Origin of the sequence: Deinococcus radiophilus (genome assembly GCF_020889625.1) — a bacterium.
In the GTDB taxonomy this organism is placed as follows: Bacteria; Deinococcota; Deinococci; order Deinococcales; family Deinococcaceae; genus Deinococcus; species Deinococcus radiophilus.
This window is the reverse complement of the sequence record NZ_CP086380.1, coordinates 1397076-1410053: the sequence shown is the minus strand read 5'-3', so window position 1 is coordinate 1410053 and position 12978 is coordinate 1397076. Positions and strand designations below refer to the sequence as shown.

At 55.0% G+C, this 12978-nt stretch carries 15 protein-coding genes; 5 read left to right on the top strand and 10 right to left on the bottom strand.

Features of this window, described 5'->3' with window-relative positions:
- Positions 1–84: 84 nt before the first annotated feature.
- The 6 genes from LMT64_RS07165 to LMT64_RS07140 all read right to left on the bottom strand — a co-directional run bounded on the left by LMT64_RS07165 (position 85) and on the right by LMT64_RS07140 (position 6235).
- Positions 85–1461, bottom strand: coding sequence for a DNA methyltransferase (locus LMT64_RS07165; protein ID WP_126353706.1), 1377 nt, complete (start codon positions 1459–1461; stop codon positions 85–87).
- A complete protein-coding gene (locus LMT64_RS07160; RefSeq protein ID WP_126353712.1) occupies positions 1448–2431 on the bottom strand; it encodes an IS4 family transposase in 984 nt (327 codons plus the stop codon). Before LMT64_RS07160 ends, LMT64_RS07165 begins: the two co-directional genes overlap by 14 nt.
- Before the next feature lie 184 nt (positions 2432–2615).
- Entirely contained in the window at positions 2616–3170 is a 555-nt protein-coding gene (locus LMT64_RS07155; RefSeq protein ID WP_126351542.1) for a DNA methyltransferase, read from the bottom strand.
- 448 nt (positions 3171–3618) lie between these two features.
- Positions 3619–4275, bottom strand: coding sequence for a LexA family protein (locus tag LMT64_RS07150; protein ID WP_126351541.1), 657 nt, complete (start codon positions 4273–4275; stop codon positions 3619–3621).
- Between the two features lie 23 nt (positions 4276–4298).
- The gene (locus LMT64_RS07145) at positions 4299–5906 is read right to left on the bottom strand and encodes a hypothetical protein (protein WP_229253108.1); all 1608 of its coding nucleotides are present in this window, start codon (positions 5904–5906) and stop codon (positions 4299–4301) included.
- Entirely contained in the window at positions 5906–6235 is a 330-nt protein-coding gene (locus LMT64_RS07140; protein WP_233433664.1) for an ATP-binding protein, read from the bottom strand. The genes LMT64_RS07145 and LMT64_RS07140 overlap by 1 nt, the downstream gene beginning before the upstream one ends.
- A 297-nt stretch (positions 6236–6532) precedes the next feature.
- On the opposite strand from LMT64_RS07140, the gene LMT64_RS07135 reads away from it, so the two are divergent.
- From LMT64_RS07135 to LMT64_RS07115, 5 genes are all read left to right on the top strand, one after another.
- Entirely contained in the window at positions 6533–7372 is an 840-nt protein-coding gene (locus tag LMT64_RS07135) for a TIGR04255 family protein (RefSeq protein ID WP_126351539.1), read from the top strand.
- A 1-nt stretch (position 7373) separates the two neighbouring features.
- A complete protein-coding gene (locus LMT64_RS07130) occupies positions 7374–8072 on the top strand; it encodes a hypothetical protein (RefSeq protein ID WP_126351538.1) in 699 nt (232 codons plus the stop codon).
- A 5-nt stretch (positions 8073–8077) separates the two neighbouring features.
- Entirely contained in the window at positions 8078–8854 is a 777-nt protein-coding gene (locus LMT64_RS07125) for a hypothetical protein (protein ID WP_229253106.1), read from the top strand.
- A 213-nt stretch (positions 8855–9067) separates the two neighbouring features.
- Complete coding sequence (locus tag LMT64_RS07120) at positions 9068–10051, top strand: IS4 family transposase (protein WP_126353712.1); 984 nt, start codon at positions 9068–9070, stop codon at positions 10049–10051.
- A gap of 48 nt (positions 10052–10099) precedes the next feature.
- Entirely contained in the window at positions 10100–10294 is a 195-nt protein-coding gene (locus LMT64_RS07115) for a hypothetical protein (protein WP_170165937.1), read from the top strand.
- A 3-nt stretch (positions 10295–10297) separates the two neighbouring features.
- Here LMT64_RS07115 and LMT64_RS07110 read toward each other — a convergent pair whose 3' ends face one another.
- The 4 genes from LMT64_RS07110 to LMT64_RS07095 all read right to left on the bottom strand — a co-directional run bounded on the left by LMT64_RS07110 (position 10298) and on the right by LMT64_RS07095 (position 12968).
- On the bottom strand, positions 10298–10993 hold the full coding sequence (locus tag LMT64_RS07110) for a thermonuclease family protein (RefSeq protein ID WP_126351536.1): 696 nt from the start codon (positions 10991–10993) through the stop codon (positions 10298–10300).
- A 110-nt stretch (positions 10994–11103) separates the two neighbouring features.
- The gene (locus LMT64_RS07105; RefSeq protein WP_126351535.1) at positions 11104–12003 is read right to left on the bottom strand and encodes a glycoside hydrolase family 19 protein; all 900 of its coding nucleotides are present in this window, start codon (positions 12001–12003) and stop codon (positions 11104–11106) included.
- Positions 11990–12532, bottom strand: coding sequence for a hypothetical protein (locus tag LMT64_RS07100; RefSeq protein WP_126351534.1), 543 nt, complete (start codon positions 12530–12532; stop codon positions 11990–11992). Before LMT64_RS07100 ends, LMT64_RS07105 begins: the two co-directional genes overlap by 14 nt.
- A complete protein-coding gene (locus LMT64_RS07095; RefSeq protein ID WP_126351533.1) occupies positions 12489–12968 on the bottom strand; it encodes a hypothetical protein in 480 nt (159 codons plus the stop codon). Before LMT64_RS07095 ends, LMT64_RS07100 begins: the two co-directional genes overlap by 44 nt.
- Positions 12969–12978: the final 10 nt, after the last annotated feature.

The following is a 12978-nucleotide window of genomic DNA, read 5'->3' as shown; positions in this document are numbered from 1 at the left end:
GAAGAAGCCGTAGGGTATGACCCAGCGTGTTTACTGCTGAGTTAATGGCTTCTCGTTGGAAGAGTTTCAGGGGAGTGCGAATACTCAAGGGGTGCCTCCGAAGCGCTTAACAAGTTCGTCGGGAATTTTGTAGATGTTGACATGCTCAACCATAAGATGCTGTTCCACCAATGGAGGTTGCCAAGTGTAGACCGTGATCGGCCTGTTGGCACTATCGGTCAGTTTGCCCAGCCTATCAAGGGTCGAACTACTGATCTCTGGCAGGTAGACCAAGACCTGTTCGTCGGTCCAGAGCTGCTGCATGTCTTTGTCGGATTGGTACTCATCCACTTCATGGACATGTATCAGTTGCAGGGCTGTCCAGATCTGTTCATGTTGGATACCCCCAAGGAACAGGCGTTCCATCTCGATGCGGTTAGCTTGAAGATAAGCGAAATCACCACCTAATCCCTCAACCTCTACCTGCCCTGCACGTGAGCGGTAGCTGTAGCCCTCAATAGCCCGCTTGACACGTTCTCTCGTAACATCCCGGCAAATATTTTTATCTGGTTGCTGAGTAGTGGCCTCAGTAGACGACACCAGAATGAAGCGGCGGTCTGAGGTTTCTTCCGAGGCATTCAGGGCCAGGACAGCATGAGCTGTCGTTCCGCTACCTGCGAAAAAGTCAAGAATGGTGTCATCTGGGCCAGTAGCCTGCTCAATGAGCGTTTGGATGAGGGAAAGCGGTTTGGGGTAGCTAAAGTTGATACTGGCGTTGCTGAAGATCTGTCCAAGTAAGGTGGTACCTTCCGCATTCAGGCCGCTACGCAGGATGGTCACCTCATCATTATCCTCTTTGTCTTTTAAGCCGGTGATCCATGTAGAGAGCGGCTTGCTGGCGCTTTTGACTTCAGAGCGGAACCGTTTATATCCAGGTGTTCCAAAACCGATCCGCTTACCAACGAAGAAGCTCAGATATTTTTCTTCTTCTTCAGTGGTTTCGAAGAGGCCGAGCTGAAGGTAGCGTGGAGCAACGCCTTGCATGATCGCAGACCGAAGTTCCTGAATGGTCTGGTAGACCGCGACCTGATCATCTTTGGGGAAAACGACCTTACCAGCAGCGATCAAGTCTTCCATCGTCTCGCGTCTTAGCTTCTGTCCAGGCTTGGTGAGCTGATTGGAGGCAAAGGCCCAGACACGTTTCGGATTGGATGGATACCAGATGTCTTCCGCTTCGTTATAAATGGGATAAAACCCGCCAGGGCGAGTGCGGTAGTCGTGAGGTTTGGAGAGGTCTCCGCGTTTCCATGGGTCCGGGTTCCCAGGGTCATAGTTTTTGTATGTGGACAGGTCTTTTCCAACTCCTGCAAATGAAAAACCTGGGTGGGCATAGCACAGCAGATATTCGTGGTCCACGCTAACAAAATGATCGGGAACGTCGTTGGTACCGCTACGGCGTCGCCAAACCTCAGTAGGTGACAACTTCGTCTAAAGGCGCTCCTGGTGGGCAAAAGGGCTGGGTCAACAGGTCTAGGACAGCCATGAACTGTTTGGGTTTCCACCGTAAGGCATCCACGAGATGCTGAGCACCGTGCCGCACCAGACTGACCGCTCTACGACCATGCTTGAGAACGGGGATGGGCTGGGTCTGGCCCAGCCAGACCCCCAGGCGCAAGCAGAACACCCAGGCCAGTGTCACCAGGCCAAAGAGCCGCTGTAGACGGCTCCTTTCCGTCATCCCAGTCCGCTCCAGGTCGAAGCCTCGCATCTTGAAGCTGCTGAAGGTGCACTCGATTGACCAGCGCTGCTTGTACAGCTTCCAGGTCTTCCGAGCGCTGAAATCTGTGGCAATGATGACGAGGTCACCTGTGGATGACCTCGTCGCGACCACCCGCATGAGTTCGCCAAACACGAACACCTTTTCGTCGATTTCATGGAAATGACCGTGCTGGACGTGCTTAAACCATTCCTTCCCATTCGTGTCGTCCAGCATGTCGCTGTGCCGAATGCGGATCGCCCGCTTGATGCCTTGACGACGGAGAAAACGGAACCACTCCGCACCGATGAACTCACGGTCAGCCACCAGGCCTTGCCAGCGTTTCGCTGGCAAGACGCGGAGGAGCTTCAATACCAGCCACATACGGGCATAGGTATGGCTGTTCCCAGACTCATCAAGAGGAACCCAAATCAGGGGCAGGGTGAAGCCATGAACCACGGCTCCAAGCACCAGAAAATTGATGGGCGTTTCCCCATGCTCCCAGTTGGTGCGGTCCAGACTCAGCAACACCTTCCCCGGTGGAAGATGGACGACGAGCAGAGCGATGAAAAAGTCCATGTCCAGCTGCTCATCCCGGAAGGTTCGGTCCGCCCTTCTTTTCTTGGCTTGCGGCGTGCTGATACCGGGCATGTGAGGACTCAGGTCGTGATGATTGATGCTCCTCGCGGCAATCATCGCCAGAAGCACATCGATCAGCCGCTGAAGGGTGTCAATGCGGAGGTGACTCGCGTGTGCTTTGAAGTGGCGGGTCAGTACGGTAGCCTGCTGGGCGGCGGATTCTGTTGTTTTCACACTCTCAGGAAACCGTGAACAGTCGGCCCCATCAAGCTTGATGGGGCCGACTGTTGGTTTTTGCCGTCTAGGACAATGTGAAACTGAAGTTGTCACCTACTGAGCGCCAAACAAAGGTGCCAACTTTGCCCTGGGGAAAAATCTGATCCAGCAGCATGGTTAGAGGAGCTACTTCATTTTCGTCTATGGAGACGAAAAGAACCCCATCGTTTGTTAGCAGATCGCGTGCCAGGATAAGACGCTGATACATGAATTCAAGCCAAGTAGATTCTGGGTACGCATCGTTTTTATTGATATATCGGTCATTATAAATAAAGTCATTGTTCCCTGTGTTGTAAGGGGGATCGATGTAAATGCACTTTATTTGGCCACGATGTGTCAGATTCAGAAATCGGAGAGCGTCGAAATTGTCACCCTCAATAATCATATTGCGGTATGGCTTGTTGCCGTAGCTCAGGTCTTTGATGAGATTGAGAGCAACAAAGTCATCGTTGAGGGCGCGTTCGTGTTCGATTTCGCTGCGTTCCCAGACCAAGCCAAATTTTCTTGAAGCGTCACGGGTCTGGAGCAGAGCAATCAGATCTTCCCGGCTCAAGTGGTCGTAACGGGATTTGACGGTCATTTGTTACCTCTTTCCAACTTTGATCTAGGAGAGCGAGCGCGGGCTGCTTCGTCAGCGCGGAGAGCCTGCCGTGCCGCTCCTATGACTTTGCTTCTAAGCCAGGTGCTGAGGGCGAGAGCTTCCAGCTCAGCGGCTTCCCTAAGCAGTTCTTTCTCGCCTTCAGTGAGTCGCACCTGTACTGACGTAGTCCGCCGAGGTTTCCTCTTCTTGGACGGCGTTTTCCGCGACTTCTGCATACTTAAATGTAGTACAAATATATATCTTTTGTCAATCATTGTAGGACGAATTGCACTACAAAAATGTGTGTGTGGCTTGCCAAAAAATGCTGCTGTTGTCAGCGTTTTCCCCTATCACCTTTGGGTGAAAAGCTCTTCCTGCTTAAGGGGAAGGTAAATGAAAAAAATGCCGCTCTAGGCGGCATTTTTAGAGACGTTGTTGGTCAAAGGATTTACGCTGGTGGTAATGGCATCGATTTTCGCGCCCGTCCTGTCCCCACATGCCCCACGAGACAGCCCTGAATTTCTACGCTTGTCGCCCGAACCACGATGGGCGCGTAGGCTGGATTCTCGCTGTGTAGCGACACCACGCCATTAAGTCGGTTCCATCTTTTCAGGGTAGCGGTGCTTGCATCCGGCAGGAGCACCAGCACGATTTCACCTTTGAGGGGTTCAGCCTGGCTTGGACGGATAGCGACGAGGTCACCGTCAAAGATCCCTGCTCCTATCATGCTGTCGCCGGAGACAGTCAGTAGGAAGTCCCCTGGTTTGAGGTCAAGAACATCCTCCAGGCGGGTAACGTAGCGTTGGATTTCTCCTTCAGCCAGGATGGGATGCCCTGCGGCGACAGTTCCAAGCACGGGGTAACTACGTTCCGTTAGCTTTCGCCCTTCCTCGGTCAGAGTAATCACGGCTCGCTGACGATCACTGGCTTCGTAATGGACAAGGCCCTTATCACGCAGGGCCAGCAGGTATTGCCGCACGTTCTGTCTAGGTAGTAAAAGGGCATGAGTCAAACTCTGAGTAGTGACAGGTTGATGTGCTGCTTCAAGGGCCGCGACTTTCTCCAGAATTTCGCGTTGACGTGGTGCATGGTCCAGGGGGGACATAGCTCAAGTGTAGAGATGCGCGTCTATGAGGGCAAATGCAGGCGTCTGCGGATACCCGCAGCGTAAGTTTCGGCACTGGTAAAACTGTGGGCGATGCGTTGTAGATACCATCCTGGGAGCTGGCCGGGCCAGCGGCGTTTTCGGCTCCAGGTGTCCATCAGTGCGGCAATAGTTTGCTCATCCACCTGAAGCTTTCTGGTAGCGAGCAGGAGTGAACCACAGGCTTCATTCACCCGTTCCTTTTCAAGCAGATACCAGTATTGGTCATCATTTTGTACTTCAACGATCAGGCAGCCCACTCGTTCACCATCTGACTTATAGAGGTTGCTGAAGCGACTTTCTGCACCGCCAGGGTTGTTGATGGTCAGTTCCCTGTAAGGCAGGTTCAGATGGGACAGCATCTGGCGTAGGCCTCTGAAGTCGTCGTTCTCGATAGGTGCTTCAATCTTTTCCCCTTGAAGCACCGCTTGCCGCGCTGGACTACTTCTGTCCTGGCCTGTCCCGGTAGTGAGGTGGCGTGGAGACGGGATGAAAAAGGGAGAGAAGGAACTGTGCCCTTCCCTATCGCTGTGCTGAAGGGAAATCGGCACCCGGTCACTGAACAGGGCGGGAAGAGCCGGAAGGAAAACGGCGGAGCGGTTGCTCTGAGGTTCAATATTGGCATGCAGGCTGATTTGACTGGCGTTTTTGACCTTTCGCCGTAAAGTTCTAGTCTGGGTTTCCAATTGCATGGACGAATACGCCTCCCCGCTTTCCTGAAGGAGCTGGACTTCATTGAAGGGCAAGGAGAGGTCCAGATCAATGATTCGAGTGACCAGGAAGCTGCCTGCGAGGTAGCGGCCCTGGCAGGTGAAACGGCGTAGGCCTCGATATGGGAAAGCAATCTTGGGGTACACAAACAGGCTCTGTGAGGTGTGGCGTTGACCTACAGAAAGTTCATTCGCCAGTTGAAGGGCAGCTTTGCGGGCTACCGGGTCAAGGGTGAGCCAGGCCAGTTGAGGGGTATCGGTGGCTGGAAAGCCTTTTGGGAGGGGATATTTGTAGATGCCATCTTGCAGGACACCACTTTGGCTGATTTCAGAGAGAACTGAGCCAATTTCACCGGAAACGATGCTCTGAAGGACTCGGGAAGATGTGCCGTAACCCCAGCGGATGAGTTCAAGGGCAGGAACGAGCAGTCGGCGGCTCTGGGTTTCAAGGGCAACGTATCCGCTGTGACTGAGCATGTCCCATGCGTTACCAGTCAGGGTGTTGGTGGGATTCAGGTCAGGGGATTCGGTGAGTCGCAAGGCCTTTTGACTGTCGAAGTCAGCCAGGAAAGTTTCAGTGATGGTGAGTGGGCGGCGGTTACGTACCAGCTTGCGATTACGGAACATCATGCCAACGTGTAGAGCAGGCAGGTCCCCGAGGCTGAATTCCACGCGCAGAACGCGCTCAAGATCAAAACTCTGAGGGAACCGCCCATAATTGACCTGTGCGGGTGAGCGGCGAGCAGAGTATGGAATAGCCGCCAGAAAGGCGAGTAGGCCTGGTTGACTGTTTCCGGGCCTGGGTTCAAGTGGTCCCAGCCAAGTGAGTACCCAGAGACGATTATCTTCTGGAAGGGCATTCAACTGCGGCCACTTTTTCATCAGGCTGCCCGCCTGACTTCAGTCTCACCTAATTTGTACGAGTCGCAATTAGCGTTTTTATTGACATGGTCGCTGCTTTCAGTCACGGGTGCGCGGGTCAGCTCGTCCACAGTGAGACGCGGCACCTGCGTGACCAAATCTATGCGGTCCAAAAGTGGGCCGCTGAGTCGGGCCAAGTAGCGGGTTCGTTGCGCGGGGGTGCAGGTACAGGCCTTTTCAGGATCGCCCAAGTGTCCACAGGGGCACCCGTGTACAGAGTAATCAAAATAAACTATTGAGAACGGCGTAGGTCTGAAGCTTCTCAGAGACGTATCGTGCCCCTTCAGCACACCGCTTGGCTAACCATGCCAACTCCAAGTAGTGCCGTTATCAATAGAATGGCAACGACAGGGGGGGTCACTTCCCGCGCTCTCTTGCATTCAAGCCACTCAGCGGCCGTATTGTTTAGAGAAAGGCGGGACGATAGCCGATCAGGGTGCGCCCCATGATGCTAGGGGGAAGAAAACATCGTCCTGTACGGCTCTTAGAGGAACCTGTCAGGTGCTGAGGCTGTTGACTACAACGCAAGCTTCACTATTCGCTACTTCTTATTGTGCCGAGTGTCAAGTGGAGTGTAAAGTTATGACATGGATAGAGCAGTGCAGCAATCAGACGCTACCCCTCAGCAGTCACGAGCGCTGCTGCTTATGCTCACAGCAATAGGGATAGCCCCTATTACGGATATTACGGACTACATCCCGAAGATACAAGGTAGACTGCGTTTGGCAGGTTACCCAATTAATGAAGCCAGCAGATCAGATGAAATATTCATTTCTCCAGATGGCGTGCGCATAGAAAATTCTATTGAATGGCACTTCCAAAATTCTGGACGAAACTTTAGTATTAGGGTTTCTGCTTCTAGATTCGTAATTGAGACAACCGATTATCAGGGTTTCGAGGATTTTACCAACAAGGTAAGAGAGATTCTCGCAATACTACATGAGGTTTTGGGAGTTATGGGCGTCCAGGGCATCGGTCTTCGCTATGTAAATCTAGTACAGCCTCGTGCAGGCGAAACATTTAGAACCTATTTACACGATAGACTAAGTGGCTTAGATGACGATTTCCTCGAACTTAGCGAATCAATGTTTAGTGCTGCGTTTGTAGGCAAAACCGACGAGGGTCAGCTATCAATACGTATACACGAAGCACCACTCCCGACTGATGGAGCGGAGCTGATGAGGCTGCAAGTTCCAGCGGATTTGGCCACAAATATGATGATTGATGGCGACAACTTATTTATACCTGGCCTAAGGTATAGACTTCTCGATCTCGATCACCGCTCGGCTGTAATATCAGAGGATTTTGCTGTTCCAAGAATTCTAACGGCGCTTGAGCGCTTACATGAAACCATAGGCAGAGCTTTTGAAAGCTCATTGAAAGCCGGGGCATATGCCAAGTGGTCTGCATCAATGAGGGAGGGATAATATGCTACTCGAAGTAAATATTAATTTTCAGCACTCTATTCCTACATACCCTTTGTCATCTAATCCATCAGTTGTCATTTCTGGGAGTGCCCCAAAAGATGTTCATATCAACCAAAAAAACTATCAAGCCCTCTCTGCGATTATTGGCAGCGGAGGCAGTATCAATAGGAATTATCATTTAATCAACGACTCTCACACCGGTAGTATGCATGTGATCGTAACGCAAAGGATATCTGAGACTGTTCCAGACCAGTTATCCGAGATAAAAAGATTCCTAATACCTCAGATTAAGGACATAGCGACTGTTCTTGGTGTCCAGCGGCAATCTGTATATGCATGGCTCGCCGGGGAAAATGTAACTAAGGAGAACTCATTAAGAGTTAGAGAAATCCATACATTTGCTGCTGTAGCAAAGGATAAATTTTTTGGCACTAGCAAAAAGGCTCTTGTATCGCATCTAAACAAGAGCGACTTGGTGAATCTCCTCTCAAAAACCGAGATTTCCAAAGCCGAAATCGAACGAGAATTAGATCGAGTTTCAAAAGCAGCAATTGCGCAAACTCACAAAATTAATGCTCGTCCAAAGCTTGACCTGAAACATTCGGCAATGCGCACAGGCGCAGTGAGAGATTTGGAAAAAGCCCAAGATACTCTTGATATTCTTATTGGAAGAGGGTACCTAGAGGAAACAAAGGGATAAAGGAGATGGCAGACCCAGGGACCGAAAATATAAAGGGTTTCGGCTGGCGACAGGGTTCCGCACTGCCTCCAGAGCTTATAGGAAAGTTGATAAGCGAAAACTATATTCCTGACGTGAATGAGGACGAGGGCTATTTCGTAATCAGTCAAGATTGCGATGTAGTGAATAGAAGCTTGACAGCTGAGCCATATTGCGAAATTCTACGTTTCCAAAAGGTACAGAGGGAACAAGGGAATTTCATGGATGGCAAAAATCCCAGAAAGCTTCAGTTTAAGACAAGTGATTCCGATATATACGAATGTTCAGTTCATGATAAGGAATGTATACCTAGAAATCTGTTAAATGGTTTTCGACCACTAGAGACGATCTCTCTCACTCCAAAGATAGTGAGGACAGTACGCCTCTGGCTTGCGAAGCGATACTCTAGAGAATCCTTCCCCGATGCATTCAATGATCGTTGCAGAGCGGTAAATGATCCTATTAAGAAGCAGCTAAAAGCAAGGGGGGAATACTTTGAAGCGATATACTTAACAATCGACAGTATGGAGGAGCTTAGTGAGGATAAGTCTTACGAGATTACGTTAGTGGGCTGCCTTCACCTAGATATTGAAGAGGGGGACGAAAGATATCTTCAGGCAGAATCATGTATGGCTACAGTTTCGAAATTACTTGAGTCCTGTTCGGGCATAGACGTAACCGATCAAAGATTAGAGTCAAAGGAGACAATCACACTAGCCGATTTAGACTTTTTAAAGCCCTGGGATGTTTGGGGACCTCAGTAGGTGACAACTTCAGTTTCACATTGTCCTAGACGGCAAAAACCAACAGTCGGCCCCATCAAGCTTGATGGGGCCGACTGTTCACGGTTTCCTGAGAGTGTGAAAACAACAGAATCCGCCGCCCAGCAGGCTACCGTACTGACCCGCCACTTCAAAGCACACGCGAGTCACCTCCGCATTGACACCCTTCAGCGGCTGATCGATGTGCTTCTGGCGATGATTGCCGCGAGGAGCATCAATCATCACGACCTGAGTCCTCACATGCCCGGTATCAGCACGCCGCAAGCCAAGAAAAGAAGGGCGGACCGAACCTTCCGGGATGAGCAGCTGGACATGGACTTTTTCATCGCTCTGCTCGTCGTCCATCTTCCACCGGGGAAGGTGTTGCTGAGTCTGGACCGCACCAACTGGGAGCATGGGGAAACGCCCATCAATTTTCTGGTGCTTGGAGCCGTGGTTCATGGCTTCACCCTGCCCCTGATTTGGGTTCCTCTTGATGAGTCTGGGAACAGCCATACCTATGCCCGTATGTGGCTGGTATTGAAGCTCCTCCGCGTCTTGCCAGCGAAACGCTGGCAAGGCCTGGTGGCTGACCGTGAGTTCATCGGTGCGGAGTGGTTCCGTTTTCTCCGTCGTCAAGGCATCAAGCGGGCGATCCGCATTCGGCACAGCGACATGCTGGACGACACGAATGGGAAGGAATGGTTTAAGCACGTCCAGCACGGTCATTTCCATGAAATCGACGAAAAGGTGTTCGTGTTTGGCGAACTCATGCGGGTGGTCGCGACGAGGTCATCCACAGGTGACCTCGTCATCATTGCCACAGATTTCAGCGCTCGGAAGACCTGGAAGCTGTACAAGCAGCGCTGGTCAATCGAGTGCACCTTCAGCAGCTTCAAGATGCGAGGCTTCGACCTGGAGCGGACTGGGATGACGGAAAGGAGCCGTCTACAGCGGCTCTTTGGCCTGGTGACACTGGCCTGGGTGTTCTGCTTGCGCCTGGGGGTCTGGCTGGGCCAGACCCAGCCCATCCCCGTTCTCAAGCATGGTCGTAGAGCGGTCAGTCTGGTGCGGCACGGTGCTCAGCATCTCGTGGATGCCTTACGGTGGAAACCCAAACAGTTCATGGCTGTCCTAGACCTGTTGACCCAGCCCTTTTGCCCACCAGGAGCGCCTTTAGACGAAGTTGTCACCTACTGAGGTTTGGGACTATCTTAGTGTCTCCTGATTCTGTCCTATCTTGCCCCCATGCCCACCGCCCGCATCATCGACACCAATACCGGCGACGTACAGCTGCGCCAATATGAAACCGCCGCCGAAGCCCGCCGCGAACTGGCACGGGAGCTGGGGCGGCGGCTGGTCTGGGAGCGTGAGGAAACGGAGTGGGTGGCGGTGGATGACGAAGTGGAATACCGGGTGGAGGTAGACCCCAATCAGGAGTAAGCCCTACTCGCAGGCCACGCCGTCATTGTCCCGATCCATCGCGGGCCGGTATCCAGGCTGACCACGGTACAGTGGCGCCGCCCCAGCAGCACGGGCCGCCGAGCAGTTGGCGTAGTAGACGTTGCTCGGAGCGGGTGCCGGGGCCGCTGCCGCAGGCTTAGGAGCGGATACGGGTGCAGCCGCAGGCTTGGCCGGTTGCAGCTGCGCGGTCCCGTTGGTGGGCGGGGTGTTCGGATCTTTGCGGTAGTTCCAGGGCAACTGGTAGGTGCCTGCGTGCAAGCCTCGGCCCTGCTGGACCGCCTGCCGGTGGGCATCTGCATAGATGCTGCCTCCGTACTCGATGTACGGGAGCGCCAGGCCGCGCTCGACCAGGAGGCGGTTGAGGTCAGTGTTGCCCACCCGGCAGACAGCGACCATTCGGCCATAGCGGTCAATATCCTTCTGGAAGCAGCTGACGTTTTTACCGGCAATCAGGGCGGCCAGCTGATTGGCGCTCTCGCGGCCACAGCCGTAGGACTGGCCGTTGCGGGTGCAGGTCTGAGAGGACTCCGGCGCATCAATGCCGAACAGGCGGATTTTGGTGCCTCGAATCTGCAGGGTGTCTCCGTCGGTCACGGTGGCAATACCCACGATGGTGGGTGCCTGGGCAGAGGCGGTGGCTGCCAGCAGCAGGGCGGCAAGGGGCATGAGTTGGCGCATAGGGACAGGATAGGGAAAAGCAATGCTGGATGCCTGCGCATCTGAGGACGACACAAAAAAACCCCCACCTGCCCAGGCCGAAGCCGGAAGCAGGTGGGGGCTTTCTCAGTTCACTTTTTGGGCGGCAGCGCTGGAACATCCTTGGTCGGGTCCACCGGCAACCGCTCCAGCACCAGGTCGCCACTCTGCCGCACCCAGACCCGCAGCACGCCGCCGTACTCCCAGGGGCCGCCGGGCGAGGGGTAGACCTGCCGCAGCTGCGGCACCAGCTCACGCAGGTCCTGGCTGGCGTACTGCGCTGCACCGTCCCAGAGGACCGGGTCGCCGCCGCCCATCGGCACGAGCAGCACCTGTGGCTCACGCTGCTGGGCCAGCACCCTCTTCGCCTTTGCCAGCAGTTGCTGGCGGTGTGGCAACCCATTGGTACCGCCATTGATGCGCCGGGTGATGCCCAGCACATCGTCACGGTCTGCCAGTGCGTTCAACCCCCGCGCCGTCCAGAAGTCACCAGCGGCCATAGCGGAGTAGGTCGGCTGCAGCAGTAGGTCCGGTTCCTGTACCAGGTTGATGCCGAGGCGGGCGCCGGTTTCGGCGTAGTTGGCTCGGCCCGTCAGCTGGATGAGGCCCCGACCCCGGTAGCGCCAGCCGTCACCGCTGGCCGGGCTGCCGTTGCCCATGCGGTTTGCGTAGCAGTGGTCGGCAATGGCCTGAGGCTTACGGTGCAGCTGGAGGGCCAGGCTATTGGGCAGCCACCGGCCCCGCGCATCGCGTTTGCCGTTGCTGTAGCGGTGCGGCCAGGTGTTGGCCAGACCGCTGGCGGAGTAGTTTAGGTTCTCGCCCTGGGGCAGGAAGCCGGACTCGTGGCCCAGCTGCGCCAGGAAGTGCGCCAGGCGTAGGGGCGTGGTGATGTCAAAGCGAACCGCCGCCTGCTGGAGAGCGTGGGCGGCGGTGTCGGCTTGTTGAGCGGTGAGCTTCGGGTTGAGTTGCCGGAGTAGTTCAGCGGTGATCATGGGAGTCCTCCTGGGGGGGCTGGATACCGTACCGCTGCAGTTGCCCCTCAAGCTGCTCGATGCGGCGGCGCTGCTCAGCAATGGTGTCAGTCTCATTCGGGCGCAGAATGACCCGCACAGCAATCAGGCTCACGGCCAGCAGCACGGCAGCAAAGGCCACGGTCAGCGGCTCGCCGGTCATCCGCACTTCGCCCAGGCGCAGGCTGATCCCGATCAAGGCACCCCAGAGAATCACGGCTGTCAGGCCATGCATCGAGCGGGCCAAGAACAACGCCACCCCGATCAGGAACAGGGTCGTCATCCGGGCGTATACCGCGGCGTCGGGTAAGCCACTCAGCACGGGGACGCGCCCCACGTCTGCCAGCAGTCCAGGCGCGTACTGCGTGCCCAGGGCCAGCAGCAGGGCGACCACCAGCCCCAGGGCATGCCAGCGGGTAAAGGGGGGGTCGTTGGGCTGATAGGCCCTGGCCCAACCACTGAGGCGTTCACTGCGCGGTTGGGGGTGGGCGGTGTTGTGGGTCTTCATCATGGTCACCTGCCTCCGTAGGGGTGGTGGGGGTGGCCTTGGCCTGCGCGGCTTCGGCCAGGGTGGAGAGGGGGCCGGCCAGAGCGGTGCTGAGATAGCCCAGCAGCAGCCCCATCCCGTCGCGGCTGATCAGATCCCAGAGTTTGGGACCTAGCACACCGCCGGCACCAGCGAGAAAGCCAATCCCGCTGACATTGTTCAGCCAGGGGAAATGGGGTGGCAGACCCAGCGCCAGCAGGGTGCCGGTAATGGTCCCGATCAGCACGTCGGGGATCAGTGTGCGCCAGGGAGTGAGTGGCAGGCCCCTGGCGCTCTGGGCGTTGCGGGTCCGTGCCGTCATCAAGATGCTGACCAGGGTGGACATGAAGGCCGCGTAGGCCACGACCTGCAGGTCCAGGCCGGTGAACGGCGAGGCCGGAGGGGTGTCGGGTTGCTGCATGGGGGCTCCT